At 40.4% G+C, this 26,801-nt stretch carries 26 protein-coding genes; 7 read left to right on the forward strand and 19 right to left on the reverse strand.

Annotated elements, in window-relative coordinates; genetic code table 11:
* Window positions 1-67: 67 nt before the first annotated feature.
* From DFR59_RS01305 to DFR59_RS01315, 3 genes are all read right to left on the reverse strand, one after another.
* Entirely contained in the window at window positions 68-541 is a 474-nt protein-coding gene (locus tag DFR59_RS01305) for an N-acetyltransferase (RefSeq protein WP_114743823.1), read from the reverse strand.
* Complete coding sequence (locus tag DFR59_RS01310; RefSeq protein ID WP_114743824.1) at window positions 528-1,328, reverse strand: inositol monophosphatase family protein; 801 nt, start codon at window positions 1,326-1,328, stop codon at window positions 528-530. The genes DFR59_RS01305 and DFR59_RS01310 overlap by 14 nt, the downstream gene beginning before the upstream one ends.
* Window positions 1,329-1,540: 212 nt before the next feature.
* Window positions 1,541-1,735, reverse strand: a complete 195-nt coding sequence (locus tag DFR59_RS01315) for a hypothetical protein (protein WP_114743825.1) — start codon at window positions 1,733-1,735, stop codon at window positions 1,541-1,543.
* Window positions 1,736-1,950: 215 nt separating this feature from the next.
* Between DFR59_RS01315 and DFR59_RS01320 the strand changes: the two genes are divergently transcribed.
* Complete coding sequence (locus tag DFR59_RS01320; protein ID WP_114743826.1) at window positions 1,951-2,571, forward strand: YktB family protein; 621 nt, start codon at window positions 1,951-1,953, stop codon at window positions 2,569-2,571.
* A gap of 95 nt (window positions 2,572-2,666) precedes the next feature.
* Here the strand turns inward: DFR59_RS01320 and DFR59_RS01325 are convergent, their stop codons facing one another.
* Window positions 2,667-2,939: a UPF0223 family protein gene (locus DFR59_RS01325; protein ID WP_114743827.1), complete on the reverse strand. Its 273-nt coding sequence runs from the start codon at window positions 2,937-2,939 to the stop codon at window positions 2,667-2,669.
* Between the two features lie 26 nt (window positions 2,940-2,965).
* Complete coding sequence (locus DFR59_RS01330) at window positions 2,966-3,925, reverse strand: NAD(P)H-dependent flavin oxidoreductase (RefSeq protein ID WP_114744229.1); 960 nt, start codon at window positions 3,923-3,925, stop codon at window positions 2,966-2,968.
* 175 nt (window positions 3,926-4,100) lie between these two features.
* On the opposite strand from DFR59_RS01330, the gene DFR59_RS01335 reads away from it, so the two are divergent.
* Window positions 4,101-5,570, forward strand: a complete 1,470-nt coding sequence (locus DFR59_RS01335; protein ID WP_114743828.1) for an aminotransferase class I/II-fold pyridoxal phosphate-dependent enzyme — start codon at window positions 4,101-4,103, stop codon at window positions 5,568-5,570.
* 95 nt (window positions 5,571-5,665) lie between these two features.
* Here the strand turns inward: DFR59_RS01335 and DFR59_RS01340 are convergent, their stop codons facing one another.
* Window positions 5,666-5,791, reverse strand: a complete 126-nt coding sequence (locus DFR59_RS01340; RefSeq protein ID WP_114743829.1) for a GapA-binding peptide SR1P — start codon at window positions 5,789-5,791, stop codon at window positions 5,666-5,668.
* A gap of 165 nt (window positions 5,792-5,956) precedes the next feature.
* Window positions 5,957-6,220 (reverse strand): hypothetical protein, encoded by a 264-nt coding sequence (locus DFR59_RS01345; protein ID WP_114743830.1) that lies wholly within the window; start codon window positions 6,218-6,220, stop codon window positions 5,957-5,959.
* Window positions 6,221-6,412: 192 nt separating this feature from the next.
* Between DFR59_RS01345 and DFR59_RS01350 the strand changes: the two genes are divergently transcribed.
* Complete coding sequence (locus tag DFR59_RS01350; protein WP_114743831.1) at window positions 6,413-6,814, forward strand: thioredoxin domain-containing protein; 402 nt, start codon at window positions 6,413-6,415, stop codon at window positions 6,812-6,814.
* Window positions 6,815-6,866: 52 nt separating this feature from the next.
* Here DFR59_RS01350 and lpdA read toward each other — a convergent pair whose 3' ends face one another.
* The 5 genes from lpdA to DFR59_RS01375 form a co-directional block, all read right to left on the reverse strand.
* Window positions 6,867-8,276: a dihydrolipoyl dehydrogenase gene (gene lpdA / locus DFR59_RS01355; RefSeq protein WP_114743832.1), complete on the reverse strand. Its 1,410-nt coding sequence runs from the start codon at window positions 8,274-8,276 to the stop codon at window positions 6,867-6,869.
* 4 nt (window positions 8,277-8,280) lie between these two features.
* Window positions 8,281-9,633 carry a dihydrolipoamide acetyltransferase family protein gene (locus DFR59_RS01360; protein ID WP_114743833.1) on the reverse strand — a complete coding sequence of 451 codons (1,353 nt, stop codon included), beginning with the start codon at window positions 9,631-9,633 and terminating at the stop codon, window positions 8,281-8,283.
* 72 nt (window positions 9,634-9,705) lie between these two features.
* Window positions 9,706-10,683, reverse strand: a complete 978-nt coding sequence (locus tag DFR59_RS01365; RefSeq protein WP_114743834.1) for an alpha-ketoacid dehydrogenase subunit beta — start codon at window positions 10,681-10,683, stop codon at window positions 9,706-9,708.
* Window positions 10,684-10,686: 3 nt separating this feature from the next.
* Window positions 10,687-11,802 (reverse strand): pyruvate dehydrogenase (acetyl-transferring) E1 component subunit alpha, encoded by a 1,116-nt coding sequence (pdhA, locus tag DFR59_RS01370; RefSeq protein WP_114743835.1) that lies wholly within the window; start codon window positions 11,800-11,802, stop codon window positions 10,687-10,689.
* A gap of 522 nt (window positions 11,803-12,324) precedes the next feature.
* A complete protein-coding gene (locus tag DFR59_RS01375) occupies window positions 12,325-12,978 on the reverse strand; it encodes a YkyA family protein (RefSeq protein WP_114743836.1) in 654 nt (217 codons plus the stop codon).
* 185 nt (window positions 12,979-13,163) lie between these two features.
* Here DFR59_RS01375 and def point away from each other — a divergent pair, with 185 nt between their 5' ends.
* Together def and DFR59_RS01385 are read left to right on the forward strand one after the other, a co-directional pair.
* Window positions 13,164-13,718 (forward strand): peptide deformylase, encoded by a 555-nt coding sequence (gene def, locus DFR59_RS01380; protein ID WP_114743837.1) that lies wholly within the window; start codon window positions 13,164-13,166, stop codon window positions 13,716-13,718.
* 161 nt (window positions 13,719-13,879) lie between these two features.
* A complete protein-coding gene (locus DFR59_RS01385; protein ID WP_114743838.1) occupies window positions 13,880-15,448 on the forward strand; it encodes an IS1182 family transposase in 1,569 nt (522 codons plus the stop codon).
* A gap of 127 nt (window positions 15,449-15,575) precedes the next feature.
* Here DFR59_RS01385 and DFR59_RS01390 read toward each other — a convergent pair whose 3' ends face one another.
* Window positions 15,576-16,349 (reverse strand): Cof-type HAD-IIB family hydrolase, encoded by a 774-nt coding sequence (locus tag DFR59_RS01390; RefSeq protein ID WP_114743839.1) that lies wholly within the window; start codon window positions 16,347-16,349, stop codon window positions 15,576-15,578.
* 545 nt (window positions 16,350-16,894) lie between these two features.
* Here DFR59_RS01390 and DFR59_RS01395 point away from each other — a divergent pair.
* The gene (locus tag DFR59_RS01395; RefSeq protein WP_114743840.1) at window positions 16,895-17,104 is read left to right on the forward strand and encodes a DNA-dependent RNA polymerase subunit epsilon; all 210 of its coding nucleotides are present in this window, start codon (window positions 16,895-16,897) and stop codon (window positions 17,102-17,104) included.
* A 7-nt stretch (window positions 17,105-17,111) separates the two neighbouring features.
* A complete protein-coding gene (gene rnjA / locus DFR59_RS01400; protein ID WP_114743841.1) occupies window positions 17,112-18,779 on the forward strand; it encodes a ribonuclease J1 in 1,668 nt (555 codons plus the stop codon).
* Between the two features lie 50 nt (window positions 18,780-18,829).
* On the opposite strand, the gene DFR59_RS01405 is transcribed toward rnjA, so the two are convergent.
* The 6 genes from DFR59_RS01405 to DFR59_RS01430 all read right to left on the reverse strand — a co-directional run bounded on the left by DFR59_RS01405 (window position 18,830) and on the right by DFR59_RS01430 (window position 26,731).
* On the reverse strand, window positions 18,830-19,495 hold the full coding sequence (locus DFR59_RS01405; protein WP_114743842.1) for a potassium channel family protein: 666 nt from the start codon (window positions 19,493-19,495) through the stop codon (window positions 18,830-18,832).
* 66 nt (window positions 19,496-19,561) lie between these two features.
* Entirely contained in the window at window positions 19,562-20,575 is a 1,014-nt protein-coding gene (locus tag DFR59_RS01410) for a cytochrome d ubiquinol oxidase subunit II (RefSeq protein WP_114743843.1), read from the reverse strand.
* 30 nt (window positions 20,576-20,605) lie between these two features.
* Complete coding sequence (locus DFR59_RS01415; protein ID WP_114743844.1) at window positions 20,606-21,934, reverse strand: cytochrome ubiquinol oxidase subunit I; 1,329 nt, start codon at window positions 21,932-21,934, stop codon at window positions 20,606-20,608.
* 200 nt (window positions 21,935-22,134) lie between these two features.
* Window positions 22,135-23,019, reverse strand: a complete 885-nt coding sequence (locus tag DFR59_RS01420) for a DUF4349 domain-containing protein (protein WP_114743845.1) — start codon at window positions 23,017-23,019, stop codon at window positions 22,135-22,137.
* Between the two features lie 110 nt (window positions 23,020-23,129).
* A complete protein-coding gene (locus DFR59_RS01425) occupies window positions 23,130-24,965 on the reverse strand; it encodes an ABC transporter ATP-binding protein (RefSeq protein ID WP_114743846.1) in 1,836 nt (611 codons plus the stop codon).
* An 11-nt stretch (window positions 24,966-24,976) separates the two neighbouring features.
* Entirely contained in the window at window positions 24,977-26,731 is a 1,755-nt protein-coding gene (locus DFR59_RS01430) for an ABC transporter ATP-binding protein (protein WP_114743847.1), read from the reverse strand.
* Window positions 26,732-26,801 lie beyond the last annotated feature (70 nt).

Below are 26,801 nucleotides of genomic sequence, written 5' to 3' on the forward strand. Positions count from 1 at the left end.
CAATATTCTTTAAACAAACTGTCTTAGAACAATGAAGAACGGCCTCTGCATGCGAGGCCGTTCTTTTTTATAAGGGCCTTGCCATAACCATGAACTGCCCTTTTTGATTAGATTCAACTTTCAATTGTTCGAAAAGACATTTGTTCAAGAAATCTATCCAACTATACTGCTGAATAGGCACCCCGGCAAACAGTGCTTTATGGCCGGATCTTTTCATTTCTTCACCGAGGGCATCTATGATTCCCCTTCCCAACCTGTTGTTTCGATAGGCTGGACTGGTGACGATAGTTCCGAGCCATGGTTTTTGGTTGGAAGGAGCAGAGCACATATGATAAGTCAGACCAATTGCTTCTTCGTTTTCGATGTTTTCCCAGATTCTCCATTCTCCCTCAAGCGAACGGTAGTATTCAAAAAAGGAATTCACATCTGTAAATCCTGAAAGTTCTTCTTTGAGCCAGTTATCCTCACATTTAGTCCACTGCTCTAAAAGGAGAACATCTTCCGTACCGACAGAACGGGATATCAGCTCATTTTTTTTCATTGAGCAGATATTTATGTAGGATTTCTTCGTGAAGGCCGGGCTTGCAGGCAAATACCGGAGACGGGTTGATTAAATCTAATTCTTCCCCTTCCAGGTTGGTTACTTTGCCGCCTAATTCCTCTACAATCACTTTGCCTCCAGCGTAGTCCCATGGTGAAAGCCGCATCGTAATATATGCATCAAGCCTGCCTGTGGCAACATAGGCGAGTTCAAGCGCTGCCGAACCATAAGAGCGTGTTCCCCTCACATCTTTTACAAGCGGCGTCAATGTTTGATGGTCAATACGTTTATTAGGTGTGACCCACGTAGCATTCAGTGAGACGATCGCTTTGGAAACAGGAGTCTTTTCCAATTTCGGGATGGCTGCATCATTTAAAAATGCCCCAGAACCGGCTTCAGCGTGATAGAGTTCATCCAGGACCACATCGTAGATATATCCCAGCTTCCCTTTTCCATTTTTGTAGACACCGATAGAAATGGCAAAATTACGCTGTTGATGGATAAAATTCATCGTACCGTCTATTGGATCGATAATCCAGACGATTCCATCCAGCGTTTCAATTTCATCGCCAAAACCCTCTTCGCCAAACACCCTATGATCGGGATAGGAGTTCTTGATTTGTTGAATGAAGTACTGCTCGGTTTCTTTATCGATGTTAGTCACTAAATCGTTTGGATTTGATTTAGTCGTAACACTTAATTTGTTTTCAAATGAGGCCTTGATGCTTTCTCCAGCCTCTTTCAGCCATTTCTTTGCATTTGCATCGATTTCTTTCCATTGGCTCATTGGTTCTCCCCCTTAGCATAATGGGATATCATTATGAATTATCTTTCACAATAAAGGAAACAGCTTGTCTATTCAAGTTTTTGGTCCTGCCCCATTACCTTTCCCAAACACATAGAAACGGATTCCTTCATTGCTAACGGAATCCGTTTCTATGCTATATAATAGCGATTATTCATTTCTCTGCAATTTCCTTTCAATAAACAAGTCATATATTATAGCGCTTTTAATCTCAACAGTTCTTCACGTATCTTTTCGAGCTTTTTCTTTGAATTATTTTGTATATCTTCATTTTTCTCTTGAATTGCTTCGAAAAGCACCGCTAATTCATAATCCATTTCCATTCGAAGTACTGCCAATCTTTGCTGGTCGAAATCTTTCTTTCTGGAAGAATTCATTACTTGTTTCATACTTATCTCCACCCCTTCCAAGGTTATCTTATAATTTCTTAATTTTCAGATATTATTTAATGCTATAGTATGTTGAACCCACTCAACCTGCAACTAAATTGTGCTCAAACCTATATGTCTTTTTCGACATCCTGAAGCTGATTTTTTTGATCATAATCCCTTTGTGGTACAATAAGAAAACAATCTTAGTAAACAATCGACAAGGAGGTGCTGGTATGAAATTCACTGGATTCACCAATGATGATTTTAATGTCTTTAATATAGATGGGCTTGAACCCAGAATGGAAGCTCTGATCGAGACCATAAGGCCAAAGTTAGAAGCTTTAGGCAATTATTTTGCACCTGCTCTAAGTGCTATGACCGGGGATGAAATGTTTCCTCATGTTGCCAAACATGCAAGGCGTACCATCAATCCTCCAAAGGATACTTGGGTGGCGATTGCCAACAATAAACGAGGGTATAAGAAACATCCCCATTTCCAAATAGGTCTTTGGGGCACCCACATTTTTGTCTGGTTTGCAGTTATCTATGAAGCACCGGACAAAGGGGCAATTGGTGAGAAATTCGCCAGGAACCTTAACAAGATCTACAAGGATATCCCGGATTATTTCGTTTGGTCCACTGACCATATGAAGCCTGATTCAGCCTCTATGAATGAAATGTCCAAAAAAGATTTACAAGACCTTTTTCAAAGAGTGCAAGATGTAAAAAAAGCTGAATTATTATGTGGAATCCGGATTCCCAAAGAACAAGCCATCCAAATGGATGCTGAGGATTTCCTTCAGGCTGTTCAAGATGCGTTTGTACATTTAGTACCCCTCTATCGCTTAGCATAAACATCTCTGAGAGCGTACAATCATTGTCCAAAAATAAAAAACCGTTCCCTCCAAATAAAAGCATTTAAATGCTTTTATTGCAGGAAACGGTTTTTTTACATTCTTATTAATGTGCCATCTTCGTGCTCTTTTGCTTTTTTCACCGCATGATAGGATGAATAGCCGCTGGATTGTTCAAATTCCTTAAAAATGGTCTTCTCTTCAGCCATACTCGGTACTATTTCCTTGAATCGTCTATAAGAACTCATCAAAGCTTCTCTTTTAATTCCTTTTTCATATGCATTTTCAATCGACTCAAAGAACTTCACGACATCGATTATCTCATCTGTCGACCAGTCATAAGAAAAGGGATATTGATATTCCTTCATATTGACACCTTCTTTACATTTATCAATTATTCTGTCCAATTCTTCCGTATTGTTTCTGCTTGAGAGATGATTCTATCCATCAATTCAGAAACAGATGGACTGTCATGAATCATGCCCATCACCTGGCCGGCCCAAGCAAAACCTTCATCCATCATTCCTTCATGAATGAACTTTTGATTGGCTTTCCCGCTTATATAATCCTTCAGCGCTTCATATGTACCTGCCGTTCTCTCCAACTCCAGAATCTTATCAGTCCAAGCATTGGAAATGGCCCTGGCTGGAGATCCAAGTGTCCGCTTGATGATTACAGTATCATTTTCCGATCCTTGTATCAATTTATTCTTATATTCATCTGAGGCATGTACGCATTCCTTTGTGGCAATAAACCTGGTCCCCATCTCGATGCCTTCTGCTCCAAGCGCCAGCGCTGCCATCAAACCACGTCCATCACCGATGCCTCCGGATGCAATTACAGGGATATTGACCGCATCTACAACTTGTGGGATCAGGACAAAGGTTCCTGTATCGTTTTTCCCAAGATGTCCCCCTCCTTCTTGCCCCACTACCATTACTGCATCGGCTCCAAGCTCCTCTGCTTTGATTGCCTGACGTTTGGCTGCCACTAATACAAGCTTTTTGACATCCACCCCTTTCAGCATATCAAAGATAGGCGCCGGGTTCCCTCCTGTCATAGAAATGACGGGCGCCTGTTCATCTAATGCAGCTTCTAAATAATGGGAGAATGGCCTGCCATGCTGCCCTATTGCAAAGTTGACCCCAAATGGTTTATCGGTGAGCTGTTTTAATCTGTTAATTTCTTCCCTTAACGCTTCAGGTGAATCCAGCGACATAGCCGTTATTTGACCAAGTCCCCCTGCATTTGATACAGCTGCTGCAAGATCCGAATATGCTAAGTATGCAAGTCCACCTTGTATGATGGGATATTTAATATTTAAAAGATCAGTAACCCTCGTTTTCCACTTCATATCCTCTTCCCCTTTTAAGTGAAATTTCCATTGAAGCATTAGTCAAATATCTCTATGCAAACCAATGGATAAGTGCTATAATTCATTTGTTTTATGTAAAGATGAACATTATTTGAGCATTAATGCATGAGATAAATGAGCAAGTCTATATTTTAAAAAAGAGGTGTAGTATGAATTGTCACAGTTTGAAACCCCCTTATTTACAGGATTATTAGAACATGCTATGAAAAACCCTGTCCAGTTCCATATTCCAGGGCATAAAAAAGGAAATGGAATGGATCCCAAGTTCCGCGAATTCATCGGTGATAATGCATTATCCATTGACTTAATCAATATTGGTCCACTGGATGACCTGCATCAGCCTAAAGGGATGATAAAGAAAGCCCAGGACCTTGCAGCTGAAGCATTCGGAGCGGATCACACTTTCTTCTCCGTCCAAGGCACAAGCGGAGCAATCATGACAATGGTAATGGCTGTGTGCGGACCTGGAGATAAAATTATTGTACCACGAAATGTTCATAAATCTGTTATGTCAGCTATTGTTTTTTCAGGAGCGACACCTGTATTCATCCATCCTGATATTGACCCGGAATTGGGCATTTCACATGGCATTACAACGGATTCAGTAGCGAAAGCACTGCAGCAGCACCCTGATGCAAAAGGAGTCCTGGTTATCAATCCAACTTACTTCGGCATCTCTGCCGATCTGAAAAAAATAGTGGAAATGGCACACTCCTACGATATTCCCGTACTTGTAGACGAAGCCCATGGAGTCCATATCCATTTCCATGATGACCTTCCATTATCGGCTATGCAGGCGGGGGCAGATATGGCTGCGACTAGTGTCCATAAGCTTGGCGGCTCACTGACGCAAAGCTCGATCCTTAACGTAAAAGATGGGCTGGTTTCAGCGCAAAGGGTGCAGACAATTTTAAGTATGATGACTACTACCTCTACATCATACCTTTTACTCGCTTCCTTGGATGCTGCGAGAATGCGTTTGGCGACTGAAGGACGCGAATTGATCGATGGAGCCATCCAATTGGCCGAGTCCATTCGTGATCGCATCAATAAGCTGGATCGGGTCTATTGTGTCGGGAAAGAGATCCTTGGCACAAAAGCAACATTCGATTATGATCCAACAAAATTGATCATTTCTGTCAAAGGCCTTGGCATCACGGGATATGATGCTGAAAAATGGCTGAGAGAGGCCTATAATATAGAAGTTGAAATGTCAGACCTATATAACATCCTTTGCATTGTCACTCCAGGGGATACAGAACAAGAAGCAAATATTCTTGTTAATGCTATAGAAGAGCTTTCACAAACGGCAGGAGAAATTCCCCATGATAATCATGCCATTGTGATGCTGCCTAACATTCCTGTATTGGCAGTGACGCCAAGGGATGCCTTCTATGCAGAAACTGAGGTCGTCCCTATTAAGGAATCTGTGGGGCGGACAATTGCTGAATTTATCATGGTCTATCCTCCGGGTATTCCAATCTTCATTCCTGGGGAAATCATTACAGAAGAAAACCTTGCCTATATCGAAAAAAATGTTGAAGCCGGCCTTCCGGTTCAAGGACCTGAGGATTTCGAACTGAAAAATCTAAGGGTTATAAAAGAATATAAGGCAATAAAATGAAAAAAATAAAGATGGCTTTTGCTAACGGTCTCCCATCCGTCAGCAAAGCCATCTTTTTATCTATGTCCCACAATATACCCCTATATGTGAAAACGTTACTTCTCTTCTTTTTTTAAGCTATGATCACAATGACAGCACTTCTTCGAATACAAAACCGTTACTTTTTCATCCTCAAAATGTTCAATCGTGTTGTTGCAGTTTTGGCATACGATAGTACCCATCAATCAGCTCTCCCTTGTCTTCGTTTTTGTAAGCGCTTTATTTTCTTTCATAAGTTCATAATAATATAACATATTTAAAATTTCAAGCCTAATTTGTATGTCACAATAAAAAATAATTCATGAAATACTCCTGCATATGAGCAATTAGTACATATTAAAGACTGCTTAGACGATAAATAAAAATGTAATGGGAATAAAATTTTGAAGAACTAAGTGGAAGGACAGGTAAAATGCCAGGCTGAATAAGGTGACAAATAAGGTAATTTTCTTTGATTTGACGATGCTTCTTGCAATGATGAATGCCAGGTAAAAAAAGACTGCAAACATGAGGATTTTATATTCTTTATGATCTCGCTTAGAGAGCCAATCCACCAGCGTAAAACTGCTCCATACCATCAGCTGGATGAGGAAGGCTACATATTTTTTCATTCTGATCACCGCATTTCCGGTTTATTTCTTCTATATTAAATTCACTATTATTTTATGTTTAAACCTCAAAATACATTTTGGAAATTTTTCATTTCTGTATCATTTCAATTACTTTTAAGGTGTGGAAATGGACCTATGATACTATAGGAGAAAATAGTTGATTCACTACATTCAAAAAGCGAGGCTATTAAAATGAAAGTTATTTCATTTGGGTTTGTTCTTTCAATATTAATCCTCTCAGGTTGTGAAGAAAAACCAGTTCTGTCACATGGTAAACAAACGTTGAATGATCAGATTATTTTCTTTTCAGATGGTGACCATTATGAAAAAGAAATTCCATATTATGATGCACTTTTAGATATTAAGACTGATCATCCTAAAGCATTTCGCCGGATGATCGTTGTTTCACCGAAGGATCAGTCCACTTTTGAGCAGAGATATCATATCACTTCATATCCCTCCATCCTCATTGTGAAAAAAGATCGGCTCAAGATAAAAATAGAAGGAAAAAACTCTTCGGAAAAAATTGTTCAAATCCTTTCCAAATCACTTAGAAGCTCCAATAATGCTGCAGCAGTTGAAAATTTTGAATAGATAAAAAAAGCTGGCCCGCTTTGAAAGCGTGGCCAGCTTTTTCGATTATTCCTTATTTTACGACGTGGATAGGGTTGCCTAAAGCAACTTCTGCTGTTTCCATCGTGATTTCACCTAATGTTGGGTGAGCATGAATAGTCATAGCGATATCTTCAGCAGTCATACCAGCTTCAATAGCCAGTCCAAGTTCTGCGATCATATCAGATGCACCAGATCCTGCGATTTGGGCACCAATGACTAATCCATCTTCTTTGCGAGTAATCATTTTCATGAATCCGTCAGAGCTGTTCAAAGCCAATGCACGGCCGTTAGCTGCAAATGGGAATTTAGCAGCAACGATTTCAATACCTTCAGCTTTAGCAGTTGCTTCATCATAGCCTACTGTTGCAAGTTCAGGCTCTGTGAAACATACAGCCGGAATTCCTAAATAATCAATTTCAGATGGTTCTCCAGCGATAGCTTCCGCTGCAATCTTACCTTCGTAAGATGCTTTATGAGCTAGTGGAGGTCCTTGAACGATATCGCCGATTGCATAGATGTTTGAAACGCTTGTACGGCATTGCTTATCAATTTCGATAAGACCGCGTTCAGCCATCTTGATGCCGACTTGCTCAAGACCAATTTCATCTGTATTCGCTTTGCGTCCAACAGTCACAAGTACGTAGTCCGCTTCGATTTTTTCTTCTTTTCCGCCTGCTTCATAAGTGACAACTACACCATTTTCAGTTACTTCAGAGCTCTTCGCCATTGCTTTTGTAATGACGTTGACACCTTTTTTCTTCAAGTTGCGCTTAACTAATGAAGACATTTGTTTTTCGAAGCCGCCAAGGATTTCGTCAGCACCTTCAAGGATAGTGATTTCAGAACCTAAGTTTGCATAAGCTGAACTTAGCTCAGTTCCGATGTATCCTCCACCAATGACAACCATTTTCTTCGGTACTTCTTTAAGTGCAAGTGCTCCAGTGGAGTCAATTACACGCTCAGAAAACTTGAAGTTCGGGATTTCGATTGGACGAGATCCAGTTGCAATGATTGCATTTTTGAACGTATATGTTTGAGCAGAGTTTTCATCCATTACACGAATGCTGTTAGAATCTACGAAATAAGCTTCACCGCGGACGATATCAACTTTATTTCCTTTTAATAGAGCTTCTACTCCGCCAGTCAATTTTTTAACGACAGAACCTTTCCATTCTTGGACTTTGTCGAAGTTCACTTTTACGTTCTCTGCAACAATCCCCATATCATCAGAATGAAGAGCTTGTTCAAATCTATGACCAGCTGTGATCAATGCTTTGGAAGGGATACATCCAACGTTCAAGCAAACGCCGCCCATGTATTCTTTCTCTACGATTGTCACTTTTTGCCCAAGCTGTGCTGCACGGATTGCTGCAACATATCCACCAGGGCCTGCACCGATTACTAAAGTATCTGTTTCAATTGGGAAATCTCCTACTACCATTGTTTTACGCCTCCATTAATAGTAATTCTGGGTCGTTCAACAGAGTCTTAATGTGGTTAAGAGCATGTTGAGCAGTAGCTCCGTCGATAATGCGGTGATCGAAGCTCAATGATAATGCTAACACAGGTGCCGCTACAATTTCACCATTTTTAACCACAGGTTTTTGAGCGATGCGGCCAATGCCAAGAATCGCAACCTCTGGATGGTTGATTACAGGAGTAAACCATTGTCCGCCAGCAGAACCGATGTTTGTGATTGTGCAAGAAGCGCCTTTCATTTCATTAGGTGCTAATTTGCCGTCGCGTGCCTTGCCAGCAAGCTCGTTGATTTCGTTGGAAATAGCAAACATAGATTTACTGTCAGCATTTTTCACAACCGGAACTAATAATCCTTTATCTGTGTCAGCAGCGATACCGATATTAAAGTAATGCTTTTGAACGATTTCGCCTGCAGCATCATCAATTGAAGTATTCAACACTGGATATTCGCGAAGAGCACTTGTCAATGCTTTTACAACGTAAGGCAAGAATGTAAGCTTAACGCCTCTTTCAGCTGCAACATCTTTGAATTTCTTACGATGAGCCCAAAGTTCAGTTACATCCACTTCGTCCATTAATGTTACGTGTGGAGCAGTATGCTTGGAGTTAACCATAGCTTTTGCGATCGCTTTGCGGATTCCACTCATTTTTTCGCGTGTTTCAGGGAATTCACCTTCAGGAACAGCAGCTGCTGCCGGTGCTTTTTCTTCTTTTGCGTCAGCTTTTGGAGCTTCTTGTGCTTCTGCTGCTGGTGCTTTGACATCTCCATTTGCAAATGCATCGATGTCTTCTTTAAGAACGCGGCCATTATCTCCGGATCCAGCGACTTGTGCAATGTCAACGCCTTTTTCACGAGCATATTTGCGAACTGAAGGCATTGCGATTATACGGCGGTTAGGATCTACATCCTGCTGAGCCGCAGCGCCTGCACCTGTAGCTTCTTTATTTTCATCTTCTTTAGCAGGGGCTTTGTCTACGTTTTGACCGCCTTCTGCAGTTGCTTGTACTTGAGCTTCTGTTTTTTCTTCTTTCTTAGGCTCTTCATCGCCATGATCGCCTTTGAACTTAAGATCTTCATAACCAGGAGCGTCAAATTTAATGAGGATGTCGCCTACTACTGCAACGGATCCTTCTTCAACTAGCACTTCTTCTACAGTACCTGCTACTGGAGACGGGATTTCTACAACCGCCTTATCGTTTTGTACTTCACATAGCACATCATCTTCATCGACTTTATCGCCTGGCTTAACAAACCATTTTACGATTTCGCCTTCGTGTATACCTTCACCGATGTCTGGTAATCTAAATTGGAATGACAATGGTATTCACCCTCCTGAAATTATTATTGAATGATTAAATAGGGGAATGAACCCACTCCCCTTATTTCAATATTAGAAATTAAGAACTTTTTTCGCTGTTTCAATGATATCTTTATGGTTTGGAAGCCATACAGCCTCAGCTTGAGAGAATGGGAACACTGTATCAGGTGCTGCCACACGCAAAACTGGTGCTTCTAAGCTCAAGATTGCACGGTCATTGATTTCAGCCACTACGTTTGCAGCGATTCCAGCTTGCTTTTGTGCTTCCTGAACCACGATTGCGCGATTTGTTTTCTCAACAGATGCGATGATTGTGTCGATATCTATCGGGCTGACAGTGCGAAGATCGATTACTTCTACAGAATGTCCTTCTTTTTCAAGTTCATCCGCTGCTTTAAGTGCTTCATGCACCATTGCACCGTAAGTAACGATAGAAAGGTCTTTACCTTCACGTTTGATATCTGCTTTACCGAGTTCGATAGTATATTCGCCTTCAGGTACTTCTTGGCGGAATGAACGATATAGTTTCATATGCTCTAGGAAAATGACAGGGTCATTGTCGCGGATTGCAGAGATCAAAAGTCCTTTAGCATCATATGGAGTGGAAGGAATAACCACTTTAAGACCCGGCTGCTGAGCCATTAGGCCTTCCAAGCTGTCAGCATGCAATTCTGGTGTATGTACACCACCGCCAAAAGGTGAACGGATAGTAACCGGCGCTGTGTAGCGTCCGCCTGAACGGTAACGCAAACGAGCAAGCTGTCCGCTTACTGAATCCATTACTTCGTAAACAAATCCGAAGAATTGAATTTCTGGTACTGGACGGAAGCCTTCTAGAGCTAAACCTACTGCAAGGCCGCCAATTCCTGACTCTGCTAGTGGAGTATCGAATACACGATCTTCTCCGAATTCTTTTTGTAGACCTTCTGTAGCACGGAATACACCGCCGTTGACACCTACGTCCTCACCGAATACAAGAACATTTTCATCGTTCTTCAGTTCAACGCGCAGCGCATCAGTGATGGCTTGAATCATAGTCATTTGCGCCATGGCTTACTTCGACTCCTTTTCTTTGTAGATTTCAAACTGCTCTTTCAAGTTATACGGCATTTCTTCGTACATGATATTCATCAAGTCCGTAACTTTTTGCTTCGGAGCAGCATCTGCTTTTTTGATTCCTTCTTTTATATCTTCTTTCGCTTGTTCGATTACTTCATTTTCTTTTTCTTCATTCCACAGTCCCTTAGCTTCCAAGAATGCACGGAAACGGACTAATGGATCTTTCTTTTCCCACTCTGTATCCAATTCGGATGTACGGTAGCGGGTAGGATCATCCCCAGCCATTGTATGTGGTCCATAGCGGTAGCAAAGAGTTTCGATCAATGTAGGACCTTCGCCGTTCACTGCACGTTCACGGGCATCTTTTACTGCAGCGTAGACGGCTAATGGATCCATACCATCTACAAGGATTCCCGGGATACCTGCTGCCACACCTTTTTGTGCGATAGTTTTACCGGCAGTCTGCTTATCGCGTGGTGTAGAAATCGCGAATTGGTTGTTTTGTACGACGAAGATTGCTGGAGCTTTATATGCCCCTGCAAAGTTGATTCCTTCATAGAAGTCACCTTGGGAAGAACCGCCGTCTCCTGTATATGTGATAGCAACTGCTTTTTTGCCGCGCTTCTTAAGTCCAAGCGCTACACCCGCAGTTTGGATATATTGAGCACCGATGATAATTTGTGGAGCAAGAGCATTTACGCCCTCAGGCATTTGGTTCCCTTGGAAATGTCCACGGGAGAACAAGAATGCTTGATAAAGCGGTAGTCCGTGCCATACGATTTGAGGCACATCACGATAGCCTGGAAGAATCCAGTCTTCTTTTTCCAAAGCAAAATGAGAAGCGATTTGAGAAGCTTCCTGTCCTGCAGTTGGTGCGTAGAAGCCAAGTCTTCCTTGACGGTTTAGAGAGATTGAACGTTGATCCAAAATACGCGTATATACCATACGGCGCATTAATTCCTGTAATTGATCATCAGATAATTCCGGCATTGCTGCTTCATTTACGACCTTGCCTTCTTCATTCAAGATCTGGAGCATCTCAAATTGATCTTCAATCATTTCGAGCGTTTTTTTCGCATCGAATTGTGTCTTCTTAGTTTTAGAAGCCATTGAAGTCACCTTTCCTTTCCCTTATAAAAATAAATTCTTATTACATACAAACGTAGGATGCCCAATTTCCAATAGACTACCACACCTATATATATAGGTATTAAAAAAGTCCATATAATCATTGTTTTCCACATTCTTCTGCAATAAAACGTTTTAAACAAAGAATATTTCTATCAAAGAAACTGTATCAATCGAATCACCATGTACGATTAATACAACTCTTCATCTCCACGAATTAGTTTACACCATAAAAAAAGACGAAGTCAATCAGAAAACACTATAAATATAATACTTTTCTAGAAAAACATTTTTAATAACCAATGACTGACAAACCATCTGTATCAGTCACCAACACTAACCTGTACTATAAAAATTGCAACAACGTTCATCTGTTATACAGTACAGATCATATCGCATTTCAAAAAACATCCAGGCATAACGCCACAAAAAAACCACAGCGGCTTGGGCTGTGGCGCAGCAGAATTATGCGTATAATTCAATAGAAGCATTTTTCTTCGGCTGTCATTCGTTAATATTGATACCTGCAATTTGATAAAACTGAAGCTTTGCCGTGTTGTATTCAGCCGTTTTTTGATTGAAATGATCATTATCCGCATATATTTTCTTATATATATCGTTGATTTTATTGATTTGCTCCTCCAGCTCTTCAAGGGATACGTCCTTTTTCTTGAGCAGACTATACAACCGTTCATCGAGACTCAGTCCTGAAGAATAATCCTTATATAATGATTCATGTGCTTCATACCTTTTTTCCATCAGTGTAATTAATTGTCCGGCTTTCTTTTTGGCATCTTTATCATTTAGGAGTTCTATCTTTTCTTTTACCTCTTCAAAATTTTGTTTGGATTCATCCATGGACTGCTGTTCTCTCTCAAGCCTCTGCCTTCGATTCTTTAAATTAACGAGAGCCTTATCGGCCAGTTCCGCAATTCTGTCGTATTGTTTTACTCCCAAACCCATTATTTCATCAAATAACTTTTTTTCTTTCATTTCCATTTCAGTCATCGGCTCTTGTTGATCTTGAAATTCTTTTTCATCTTTCACTGTATTTTCAAGGATCTTATATATTTCCTCTGCAGCTGTAGGCCGACTCATGCACCCCGACAGCACCAATGCAACTGCTGCAGCCAAAATGAGCCATCGTATCGATAACATATAGCATCCCCCTTACTAAGTACATTTTACTATAATTCATCTTCTCTATGGTCTCTATTCTATGAGAACGATCCATCTAATATGACTTTGTCTTTTGATAGGAAATTATCAAAAGACGAGAGTTAACTTTCCAACAATCATTTGATAGACTATTGATTATGGTATGTAAAATAGGAGGAAAAAGTATGATTACGATGAAGGATATCATTCGCGAAGGCCATCCCACTTTAAGACAAGCGGCGGAAGAAGTAGCCATGCCGCCTTCGGAAGAAGATAAGGAAATATTAAAAAGTCTGCTGGAATATATAAAAAACAGCCAGGACCCTCAAATCTCACAGCAATATGGTTTAAGAGGGGGCGTTGGGCTTGCAGCTCCGCAAATCAATGTCCCTAAGAGAATGATTGCCGTCCATACAAAGGATACAAATGGGGATACATACAGCTATGCCTTATTCAACCCGAAAATCGCAAGTCATTCTGTTGAAAAGGCCTATCTTACTTCAGGAGAAGGGTGTCTATCCGTCGATAGAGCCGTACCCGGATTCGTGCCCCGATATGCCAGGATAACGGTAAAAGCATTCGATATCGAAGGAAAGCCTGTTAAACTAAGGCTTAAAGGTTTTCCCGCCATCGTCTTCCAACATGAAATCGACCACTTGAACGGAATCATGTTTTACGACTATATAGACGAAAAAGATCCTTTCAAAGAACCTGAAGGAGCTACTCCAATCGAAAGATAAGAAAAAGAGGCTGGGACAAAACCCACCTTTAAGACGAAAAAGCCGTTGAAATTTTACGATGAGTAAAATTTCAACGGCTTTCTTTATTTCTTATAAATATAAGGACCACTTCTGATAAAATAAAGTTACCACACAAAATTTCATCGGAAAGAAGGGTCCTTATGTTTAAAAATTATAACATGAATCAATTAGTTTTGCCTTTAGATTTAGAAGTGAAATTACAAGAAAACGATATTGCTTTTTCAATCCACCATTTAGTCGAAAGCATTCCTCATGAAGCCTTTGATTCCTTTATTCGCTATACCGGCTGTCCATCTTATCACCCACGAATGATGCTGAAAATTATTTTATGCGGTTATACGCAATCGACTTTTTCTGGTCGCAAAATAGAAGACCTTTTGAATGATAGTATCCGCATGAAGTGGCTTGCACAAGGGTATGTTCCGAGTTACCGTACCATTAATCGTTTCCGTGTCCATCCAGAAATGAAGGAGCTAATTCGTCAGTGCTTCGTTCAGTTTCGTTGTCAGTTAGTGCAGGAGAAGCTTATTGATCAAGAAGCGATTTTTGTCGATGGTACAAAAATCGAAGCCAACGCCAATAAATTCACATTCGTATGGAAGAAGGCCATTGAAAAATTTCATGCGAGCCTCGTGGAAAAGTCCAACCAGTTATACAACGAACTGCTTGAAAATAAAATTATTCCTGAAATAAAAAGAGAAAATGATGAGCAGCTTTCTATCGAAGAATTAACACAAATCGTTGAAAAACTAGATGAAGTAGTCGATGAATATACCCAAAAGATTGAGAACTCTGAGGATGTAAGCGAGCGCAAACAACTTCGAAGTGAACGCAAATCACCGAAACAAATCGTGAAACAAGTATCCGATTGGATTGCGCGCAAACAAAAGTATGAAAAGGATTTTGAGATTCTTGGCACACGCAATAGCTATTCAAAAACAGACCTTGAAGCAACCTTTATGCGAATGAAAGATGACTATATGCAAAATGGACAACTAAAGGCTGGTTATAATGTTCAAATAGCGACAGAAGGACAATTCGCACTAGCCTACGATGTTTTCTCAAACCCTACAGATACGAAAACCTTAATCCCATTCCTTGATCGAATTGAAAAGGAGTTCTTTTCATTACCAAAACATATTGTCGCAGATGCCGGTTATGGAAGCGAGCAAAATTATGATGATATTCTGACCAAGCGCAAGCGTACACCCCTCATCACGTATAATCAATATTTAAACGAACAAAAGAAAAAATACCAAAATGATCCGTTCAAAACAAGTAACTGGGCATACGATGAAGAGAGTGATACGTTTACTTGTCCGAATGAACAAAAACTTACGTTCCGATATCACTCTACACGTACAGATAAAACAGGATTCCAGCGACAATACAAAATGTATGAATTTGAAAACTGTACAGACTGCCCGCTACGGTCGTTATGCACGAAAGGGCATGAAGGTACCAATCGTAAGCTCATGATCAATGAAAAGTGGGAACAACAAAAAGAATATGTGAAAACGAAGCTTTCAGAAGAAGAAACGGCTAGCATTTACCGTCAACGGAAAATAGACGTGGAGCCAGTTTTTGGATTCTTGAAGGCTAATTTAGGTTTCACACGATTTTCCGTTCGTGGAAAATCGCAAGTCGATAATGAAATCGGCCTCGCCTTAATGGCGGTGAACATACGGAAATATGCGGCAAGAGGATAGGATCTTGTATACAGATCTCTACAATAAAAAGAAAAAAGTGAAATCGACAGCTCGATTTCACTTTTTTTCTTTTATAGAGACTATTTATGTCCCAGCCTCTTTTAGTATATCCTTTTCTTGGTATTCATTAAAGCAATCCCAATTTCACCAGTGCTTTTTCAAGACCATCCTCTGCAACATCATCAGTTACCATATCTGCAAACTCCTTGACAGCCGGATGCGCGTTGCCCATAGCTACACCTGTTCCAGCAGCTTCAAGCATTTCAACATCATTAAGCCCGTCTCCAAATGCATAAATATCTTTTATATCGAACCCTAGCCTTTCAATCATCTGTTTGATTCCCTCAGCCTTTGATCCGCCCTTGGGAAGGATATCAACAGAATAATCGTGCCATCTGATCAATTTAAATTGGGTAAACTCTTCACGATAATAATTATCTTCAGGATCAGCACAAAATAATAGGCTCTGATAGATTTCCTTGTCCAAATAAAATTCAGGGTCAAAAGATGGGTGGTTGAATTTCAAACTGCCCATGCTCTCTTCTATCATCGAATGTTTTTCTGTATTGGCTTTCATCGTTTCATCCGTTAAAAAAACCAACGGATGATCCCGTTCAGAAGAATGCTGCACGAGCGTTTTTAAATCTTCCGTTTGGAGAGGATTTTTATAAATTACTTCATTTTCGAAAACGACAAATTGTCCATTGAAGCTGACATAGGAATCAATCTCCAGCTCCTCGCGAAGTGATTCAAACATGAATGGAGCTCTTCCAGTGGCAATAGCAACATAAACTCCATTCTCTTTCAAATGACGAACTGCTTTCTTTGCTGATGATGGTAAATTTTTATCATGATCAAGCAAAGTACCATCTATATCAAAAAACACCATCTTTTTATTCATAGATGCCAATCTCCTTCTCTAAAATCTCGACTCACTTTGAATACCCTATCGATATTGAAGATGATTGTCAAACGTAGTGCATTCCGCAATTGCCAGCAATATCCATGAAAGCATTTTTGAAACTTTCATATACTAAATATTAATAAATATATGAGATCGTTTTGAAAGGCACCTTTTCCTTTTGACAAGAATCGATTAAAATAGAAGTAAGGAGTGATAAATTATGCTAAAAAGACTCCGCAGGAAACTGCTGAAGCAGTGGAAAGATCTACTCAGAAAGAAAACAATAGCTTAAACAGTAAATTGATAGCCTTCCATCGGAGGGCTTATTCTTTATTGTTAGATTTAAAACCCGGACATAATGGATACAATAAATCTGTAAAAACTGATTCAATTACATCATTTTTGGCTATACAAAAAGAGTGGATTCTACGGAATCAAACGTCCTGATAAATTCTTTATAGGGAAAATACATGAAAAAGTTGCTAACTTTTTATATAATAGAACAAGTTACATTTTTGATTACGGAGTAAGGAGAGAAAAAAATGATTTTTAAAGTGTTTTATCAAGACAACAAAACTGAAGTTCCTGTAAGGGAAAAAACATCTGCTATGTATGTTCAAGCTGATGCAGAACGTGACGTGCGCCTAAAATTAAAGGATCGTTCTATCAACATTGAATACATTCAAAAAGTGGATGAAGCTCACCACGAGTACGAAAAACAAAATGAAGATTTTAAAGTATTGGAGATATGATTAGTATATGAAATTTGTAAAAAATGACCAAACAGCTGTTTTCGCCCTCGGTGGATTAGGCGAAATCGGAAAAAATACTTATGGCGTACAATTCCAGGATGAAATCATCTTGATCGATGCAGGTATCAAATTCCCGGAAGACGAATTGCTCGGGATTGATTATGTCATCCCTGATTACACGTATTTAGCAAAAAACATCGATAAAATTAAAGGATTGTTTGTCACTCATGGACATGAAGACCATATTGGCGGCATCCCCTACCTTCTGCGGGAAGTAAATATCCCGATTTATGGAGGAAAGCTTGCCCTCGGACTTATCAAAAACAAATTGGAAGAACATGGCCTTTTGAGACAGACGCAGCTGCATGAAATCCAAGAGGATGATGTGATCAAGTTCAGGAAGACTTCTGTTACCTTCTTCCGTACGACTCACAGTATTCCAGATTCCTATGGAATTGTTGTAAAGACTCCTCCAGGGAACATTGTTCATACAGGTGATTTTAAATTTGACTTTACACCGGTTGGAGAGCCTGCCAATTTGACAAAAATGGCTGAAATAGGAAAAGAAGGCGTCCTTTGCCTATTATCTGACAGCACTAACAGTGAAGTTCCTAACTTTACGATGTCAGAAAGAAGAGTTGGAGAAAGCATACAGGACATTTTCCGAAAAGTTGACGGACGCGTGATCTTTGCTACTTTCGCCTCCAACATTCATCGTCTGCAGCAAGTTGTAGAAGCTGCTGTATCCCACGGACGCAAGGTTGCCGTATTTGGCCGCAGCATGGAAGCAGCCATCCGGATTGGTCATGAACTTGGCTATATCAACTGTCCTAAAGATACGTTTATCGAAGCGAACCAAATTAACCGCCTTCCTGCCAATAGAGTGACCATCCTCTGTACAGGAAGCCAGGGAGAGCCAATGGCGGCATTGTCCCGTATCGCGAACGGTACTCATAGACAAATTCAAATCCAGCCTGGTGATACGGTGGTGTTTTCTTCATCTCCTATCCCTGGGAACACAATCAGCGTCAATAGAACGATTAACATGCTGTTCAAAGCTGGAGCTGAAGTCATCCATGGTTCTTTAAATGATATCCACACTTCTGGTCATGGTGGACAAGAAGAGCAGAAACTTATGCTCCGCCTTATGAAGCCTAAGTTCTTCATGCCGATTCATGGAGAATTCAGAATGCAGAAAATGCATGCAAGACATGCTGTAGACTGTGGTGTGGCAGAGGAAAACTGCTTCATCATGGATAACGGAGAAGTTCTTGCATTAAGCGATGACTCTGCAATGGTTGCGGGTAAAATTCCATCAGGATCTGTTTATATTGATGGAAGCGGCATCGGTGACATCGGAAATATCGTTCTGCGCGACCGACGAATCCTTTCTGAAGAAGGACTTGTCATTGTCGTTGTCAGCATTAATATGAATGACTTCAGGATTGCTGCAGGGCCAGATATCATTTCCCGCGGTTTTGTCTATATGAGAGAATCAGGCGATCTAATCAATGAAGCTCAAAAATTGATTAATAACCATTTAAATAAAGTGATGGAACGCAAGACATCCCAGTGGTCAGAAATTAAAAATGAAATCACTGACACACTTGCTCCATTCCTTTACGAGAAAACGAAGCGCCGTCCGATGATCCTGCCGATCATCATGGAAGTTTAATAAACAAGAATGACAAAAAGACCGAACCCTCGTGGATTCGGTCTTTTTGATTATGAAGACATCATTTTCTTTTCAAATTGGTTAATATCTGTATCTGCCCCTATCACGATAAGGATGTCATCTTGATGAATGACTTCATTTGCTTGGGGTGAAACAATAATATCATTTTCCCGTTTAATCGCCACGATATTCAAGCCGTATTTCGCACGAACATCTAAATCCACAAGTGACTTGCCCGCGAGCAGCGGATTATTGGCGGCAATCTCAACGATGCTGTGTTCATCCGAAAGCTCCAAATAATCCAATACACTATTAGAAATGATATTATGGGCAATACGTCTTCCCATATCTCTTTCTGGATGAACGACATGGTCGGCACCAATTTTGCGCAGCACTTTTTCATGGTAGTCATTTTGGGCTTTAACCGTGATATTGTTCACTCCAATTTCCTTCAGCATCAAAGTTGTCAGGATGCTGGATTGGATATCGTCACCGATTGCAACGATAACATGGTCAAAATTACGGATGCCCAAGCTTTTTAACGTCACTTCTTCAGTTGTATCCGCTACAACCGCATGGGAAGCTATGGAAGCAAACTCATTGACGCGGTCTTCATCTTGATCGATTGCCATGACTTCCATCCCTTGCTCAGATAACGCCCGGCAGATACTTCCTCCGAATCGTCCTAATCCGATCACAACAAATTCTTTTTTCACAACTACGCCTCCACACTAAGCAGATATTTCCTCTACATTGTAGCATAAGGTCTATATTTGGGAAAATTACTTTTTACCCTTTACATAATCTGCATCAAACAGAAACAGTTTCATCAACAAGAGCAGTGATGGAATAAGGAGCAGCAGTCCAGCAATGAATACGACAACCAGCGCAGTACCCATGGTTGGATTTGTTATACTCTCATGAACGGTTACAAAAGGCTGCAGGATATACGGTAAATGAGAGGCACCGTACCCGAAAAACGCAAAGAAGAATTGAAGCATGACCGCTATGAAGGCAGTCCCGAAATTTTTCTTTTTAAGGATTAGATAAGATGCAATCAAGAAAAACAAGAGAGATAAACCAAACATCCACCATAGTTGGATTGCTTTCGAAAAGTGCCCTGGATTATGGGCGTGCAGAGAAGCAAAGACTAGAAAACTCGCCAAAATGGTGGGAGGACTCCAAAACAAGGTGAACTTTCTTAAAACATCCCGAGCCGGCATATCCCCTGCCCGATCCGCATAATAAGTCAAAAATGCTGCACTAATGAACAAAACAGACACTATGGCCAATAAAACAACACTCCATGAATATGGACTAGTGAATAATTCCTTTGCGAGAAATTCAACTCCGCTCCCTTTCTCTTTAAGGAATCCGCCTTCTGAAATGGTCAATGCCGTAGATAGTGCGGCCGGAATGAGCAGTCCGGTTGCTCCATATAAAAATAAATAGAAACTATTTTCCTTTGAACCATAATTTCCAAAAGCATAAAAGGAACCCCTTATCACCAATAGCACCAAGGATACACTCCCCGGCAGCAGCAATGCTGTGCCATAGTAGTAAGCCGCGTCAGGGAAAAATCCGACAAGCCCCACAAAGAAGAAAACAAAAAACACATTTGTCACTTCCCATACAGGAGATAAATAGCGGCTGATCAGATTATTAATGAGATGATCCCTTTTTGAAATCTTCCCATAAAATGCAAAGAATCCTGCTCCGAAATCAATTGAAGCAATGATAAGATAACCATAAAGAAATATCCATAAAACGGATATGCCTAAAATCTCCAAGCTCATGATTCCCTCCCCTTTCTATTTAGGTGCATATCAATGATTGAACCTCTTCTCTAATTCAGCTTCAGCAGGTTTATTCTTGAACATCCTTACAAGGACAACACATGTGAGAATCGCTAAAATAAAATAGAGTATCGCAAAAATGATGAATGTCAACCCTACACCCTGTCCGGTTGTTGCTGCATCAGCGACCTTCATATATCCTCTTAAAATCCACGGCTGCCTTCCTACTTCTGCATAAATCCATCCGAATTCGATTGCAAGAACTGAAAGTGGGCCAGCAGCGGCGATACCCCATAAAATAGGCTTAAACCATTCCGAGAATTTTTTGGCTCTCCACGCTATCAGATACACCAGAGATAATACAATTACAAACGAACCGATGGCGACCATCAAATCAAACATGTAATGAATCCATAATGGCGGGGTTTCATCCTTAGGAAAATCATCCAAACCGATGACTTTCTTATCAAAACTGCTTCCCGCTAAAAAGCTCAACATGCCAGGAAGGCGGATTGCGTGATGAATCTGGTTGTTTTCATCAATCGTTCCGAATAAAATGAGATCCGCATTTGACTCCGTCTCAAAATGCCATTCAGCTGCTGCCAGCTTTTCCGGCTGTACTTCTGCAAGGAACTTAGCTGAGACATCCCCTGCAAGTGCAGTGCCCAAGGAAAACACTAAAGAACAAATCATCGTCAGCCTCAGTGCGCTGCGGTAATAGATGCTCCTCTTCCCTCTTAATATGGCAAATGAGGTAATTGCGGCAAGCAGAACAGCCGAAGTCATATAGGAAGATGTGAGAACGTGAAATACCTTTGATGGGGTAGATGGATTCAACATTGCTGCAATCGGATCAATATTGACCGCCTTCCCATTCTTCAATTCAAACCCTTGTGGCGTATTCATAAATGCATTAACAGTCGTGATGAACAATGCAGAGGCTGAAGATCCGATCATGACTGGAATGGTAAGCAGCCAGTGCAGCCACTTATTCTTAAATCGATCCCATGTGTATAGGTAAATCCCCAAAAATATAGCTTCAAAGAAAAAAGCGAATGTCTCCATGAATAATGGCAACGAAATGACTTGTCCAGCCACTTTCATGAAGCTTGGCCAAAGCATTGAAAGCTGAAGCCCTATACAAGTGCCCGTCACTACTCCGACCGCTACAGTAATGGTGAAGCCGCGTGCCCACCTGCGTGCCAGAAGCAGGAAATGGTTATTATTTTTCTTAATCCCTACAAATTCTGCAATGGAAATCATAACAGGGATCCCGACCCCAATGGTTGCAAATATTATATGGAATGCCAAAGTCATGGAAGTAAGCATTCTGCTAAGCATGACATTATCTAGTTCCACAGATTCTTCCCCCTTCTATATGACAATTTATTACGTTAGTACCCTAATCATAATGGAATAACCATAGTTTGTGAAGTATTGAACAATGTCTATTTTGTGACGTTTTTCACAAACAAAATAAAAGCCTTCTCTTACCCCGACACTATGAGTAAGAGAAGGCTTTTATTTACTCTATTTTATTTGTCAAAGCAGGGCTGCTTTTATGCCCCCCTTTTTCTTTTCATATATCTGATTACCGGGATGGAGATCAGCACTAAGATAATAATGTACAGGATATTTCCTAAAATAAATATCAATAATGTGGAAACAACTGATATCAATGAGTTTACACTGTCTATAAATTCTTTTTTTGTTTTCAGCCAAATTCCCGCTTGGTCTTTTTCTATTTCGCCTACTTTAATTTTATTTTCCCGGATCGATACCGTAATGGTCGCTAAACTTGATTGATTTTCTAAATATTTTCTGCGCCCTTCAATGCTTTCTATTTCCTCCTGTACTCTCGCCAGGTCATCCGAAATTTTTAAAAGATTCTCTGTTTTTTGAGCATTTTCCATGAAGCTCAGCAATCTTTTCTCTACAGTTTTTTTAGCTTTCAATCTCGATTCCAAATCGACATATTCTTCTGTAACATCTTCTCCGGCAACATTGCGTTCCAACACCTTTGCTGAAGCCCCTTCAGAGAAATCGAGAAACTCTTGAAACCTTTCTTGGGGAATACGAAAAACAACTTCTCCTGCTACATTCTCTTCATCGGTGTGATAGGAGTTGGACCGGACAATATATCCCCCAATAGTTGAAGCTTTCTTTTCAAGGGAATGCAGCAATTTTTCATAATTACTTGCTTCCACAGAGAGATTCGCTGTATAAATCACTTTTCTTTCCCTTACTTCTGTTTGGGAGGTGCCGCTCTCTGCATTTTTTTCATCCGATGAATCTGAGGTTGAAAATCCTTTTTGTTCACTTTGGCTCATCAGTTCTTTTTTCCCTGCATCTGACTTGCTCTCCATTTTGTCATGGCTTCCACTGCAGGCTCCCATGCCAAAGACAATAATCATACCAGCCAGAAAATATGCGATTTTTCTCATTTAAACCTCCTGTTTTCCTTTAATCATATGACGAACTTCAATGGCGTCAGGTTACCAAATGCAAAAAATTCCCCTGAAAAAATACAGGGGAATCTCTGAGCAATACTGAATTATATCGCTTCAAGCATATTAAATTGTGCTTTGACCAAATGATAATATTCACCTTTTAAGTTCATCAGCTGATCATGGTTGCCTTCTTCTATAATATTTCCGTGGTCCAGGACAAATATTTTATCTGCTTCCCTGATTGTGGAAAGGCGATGGGCAATTATGATTGCCGTCCTATCCTTGAGCAGGATATTTAATGCTTTTTGAATCTGGACTTCTGTTTCAGTATCAATGCTTGCTGTCGCCTCATCCAGAATGATGATGCTCGGATCTGCTAATAAAGCCCTAGCAAATGAAAGCAGCTGTCTTTCACCGACAGATAAAATATTTCCCCGTTCCTCTACTTCAGTATCATATCCCTTTGGAAGCTTTTGAATGAATTGATGCGCACCGATTGCTTCTGCTGCTTTATGGACTTCTTCATCAGAAGCATCAGGTCTTCCAAACTTGATATTTTCTTTGATGGTACCAGAGAAAATGAATGTATCCTGTAAGACAACGCTGATTTTTTCCCTGACGCTTCTTAAGGAAACATCCCTTAAATCATGGCCATCAATCTTTACACTGCCTGATGTAGGATCATAGAATCGACTGATCAAATTGGCAATGGTCGTTTTCCCTGAGCCTGTATGGCCAACAAGGGCAACTGTCTCGCCTGCTTTCATCTCCAGGTTAATTCCTTTTAACGCCTTACGTTTATCATCATATGAAAATTCTACATTTTCGAATTCGATGCGGCCCTTCATTTCATCGATATCCACTGCTGATGTTTTCTCAGAAACAATTGGCTTTTCATCAAGAAACTCAAATATCCTTTCTGACGATGCCATACCCATCAATAATTGGTTGTACACCTGTCCCAGCCTTGAGATCGGCTCCCAGAACATGCCCAGATAGAACGCGAAGGAAACAAATTCACCTAATGTAAGTGAATTAGAATCTGTTTGAATCAAATGGGCGCCAAACCAAATCAGCACTGCGGTACCGACTGCATTCGTCAGTTCCACCATTGGGCGGAACATGGCATTCTTTTGCGTCGCAGTTTTCCAGGCAAGATAGCTTTCATTATTAATCCCATTGAAAAACATTCGGTTCCCTTTTTCTTGTGTAAAAGACTGCGTAATTCTAATCCCTTGAATGCTTTCATTTAAATGGGAGTTGATTTTCGACTGCTTCAGCCTGACATTCTGCCAAGAGCGTCTAATATTTTTTCTCAGGCTGGTGGAAATGAAAAACATGATTGGCAGGATGACCATTACAGCCAATGTCAACTGCGGCGACAATGTGAACAGGATGACTATGATGCCCACCAAAAGCAACATATCCATTAAAAGATTGATTACCCCATTCGTGAATAGTTCCTGTAAAGAGTTGATATCATTCATGATTCTGACCAGGATTGATCCTGCCGACCGCTGATCAAAAAATCGGTGTGATAAATGCTGTACATGTGTAAACAAATGCTTCCTTAAGTCATAGATGACACTCTGCCCGAGGATATTCATCCATTTAATCCTGAAATAGTTCGCGATATAAGACAGGATATAGAGGCCTGCAATAATTGAAACAAGAATTCCTAAAAGTTTGCTGTCTTTATTCGTAATTGCTTTATCTAATACATAAACCCCTATGATAGTAGGAATCATCAGTCTGACGGCCGTCGTAATCAAAACAGCGATGATGGAAGATGGCAGCAGGTTCTTGGAGTATGGCTTTAAATAAGCCAGCAGCCTCAACATCTGAGCCCAGTTGAAAGGCTTTTCGATAATTTGATCTGTTGAATAGTGGAATCGTTTCAGTACATTTTGATTCGCTTCTGAATTTTTTGGTTCCTTCACTTGTCTTCACCTCACCCTATTTGAGACTGCATGATATAGTTTCTATCTTTGAATTGAATGTCATAAATTCGCTGATATGGTCCTCCGTTGCTTAAAAGGAAGTCATGCTTCCCTCTTTCAACGATTTTCCCATTTTCGAGCACCAATATTTCATCGGCATGCTTCAATGAAGAGATGCGATGAGCAATGATAAAAGTTGTACGGCCTTTCATTACTTCTTTAAACGCTTTTTGAATCTTAAATTCGGTTTCCATGTCAACAGCACTGGTAGCATCATCCAATATTAAAATGCCCGGGTCGACGCAGATGGCACGAGCAATGGCAATCCTTTGTTTCTGACCGCCGGATAACCCCAATCCTCTTTCGCCAAGCATCGTGTCATAACCGTCAGGAAGCTCCATGATAAAGTCATGGGCCTGGGCCCTCTTCGCCGCTTCAATGATTTCTTCCATTGTCGCTTCCGGCCGTCCGTATGAAATATTTGCTTTGATGGTTGATGAAAAAAGGAACGACTCCTGCAGGACAAATCCAATATTTCTCCTAAGCGTATTCAGGCTATACTCATTTACCGGCACATGGTCAACTAAAATCTCCCCATTTGTCGGCTCGTAGAACCTTGTTATCAACTGTGTAATACTTGTTTTTCCTGAACCGGTAGCACCAATCAAGCCTATGATTTTCCCCGGCTCAGCTTTAAATGAAATAGAGGACAATGCCTCCTGATCATCTTCTGAATATTTTAAATCTACATTTTTAAATTCTACGTATCCTTCAATGCGATTTTTTTCGATTGCCCCATCCACATCTTTGATCAATTCGTCAGCTTCTAAAATTTCTAAGAGTCGCTCCCCGGAAGCTTTGGATTGGGAAAACATATTGATGACGAACCCAAGGTTCATGATTGGAAAGATGATGTATCCTACTAAACTATAAAAAGCAACCAGTTCACCCGGCATCAAATCGCCATTGATGACCAAGTACCCGCCATATCCAAGCATCCCGATTACACATATATTCCCTAAGAACTCCATTAGCGGAAAATACTTTGCCCATATAATAGAGGTAAAGATGTATTTATCCTTATAATCACTATTTGAATGATTGAACTTCCCTATCTGGAACTCTTCCCTCGAAAGAGATTTGACTGTGTTGATTCCACTGATATTTTCCTGGACATTCGTATTAAGCTTTCCAAATGACTTTCTGATGCTTCTAAACGCAGGATGGACAGCTTTATCAAACTTGTATACTGCAATGGCCAAAAACGGCAAGGAAATGATTGTGACGAATGTCAGAGAGACGGAATAGTAAAACATGACACTTAAGCTGATTCCGATTAATAGAACAAATCGAAGCAGCTCTGACATCCCGAATGATAAAAAGAAGCGGAATCCTTCTACATCAGCGGTAAGCCTGGACATCAGATCACCGGTCTTTGCATTGTCGTAATATTTGAATGGCAGATACTGCAGCTTTTTATATAACTCATTCCTTAAATGATAGACGGATGTAATCCCGAACAAATCACCTGTATATTGGTTGATAAAAGTAGCAGCACCTTTGATGAGCATTACCCCAATGAAGCCGAGTGCCAGATAAGGAATCAACTGATAATTCCCTTTCAGAATGACATCATCTATCGTCACTTGCAGTATCATTGGATAGACAATCGTAATCCCTGTTACAAGCACCAGGAATATCATCGATGTAATAAAATACTTCTTATGCGGCCAATAAAAGCCTTTTAATTTCTTAAATGTTTCCATTCTTTAAAACTCCCCCCTCTGTTGAAAACCAATGAACGTAATTACTAATATAACGAGAATCGAAATAAAT

The organism is Falsibacillus pallidus (assembly GCF_003350505.1).
In the GTDB taxonomy this organism is placed as follows: domain Bacteria; phylum Bacillota; class Bacilli; order Bacillales; family DSM-25281; genus Falsibacillus; species Falsibacillus pallidus.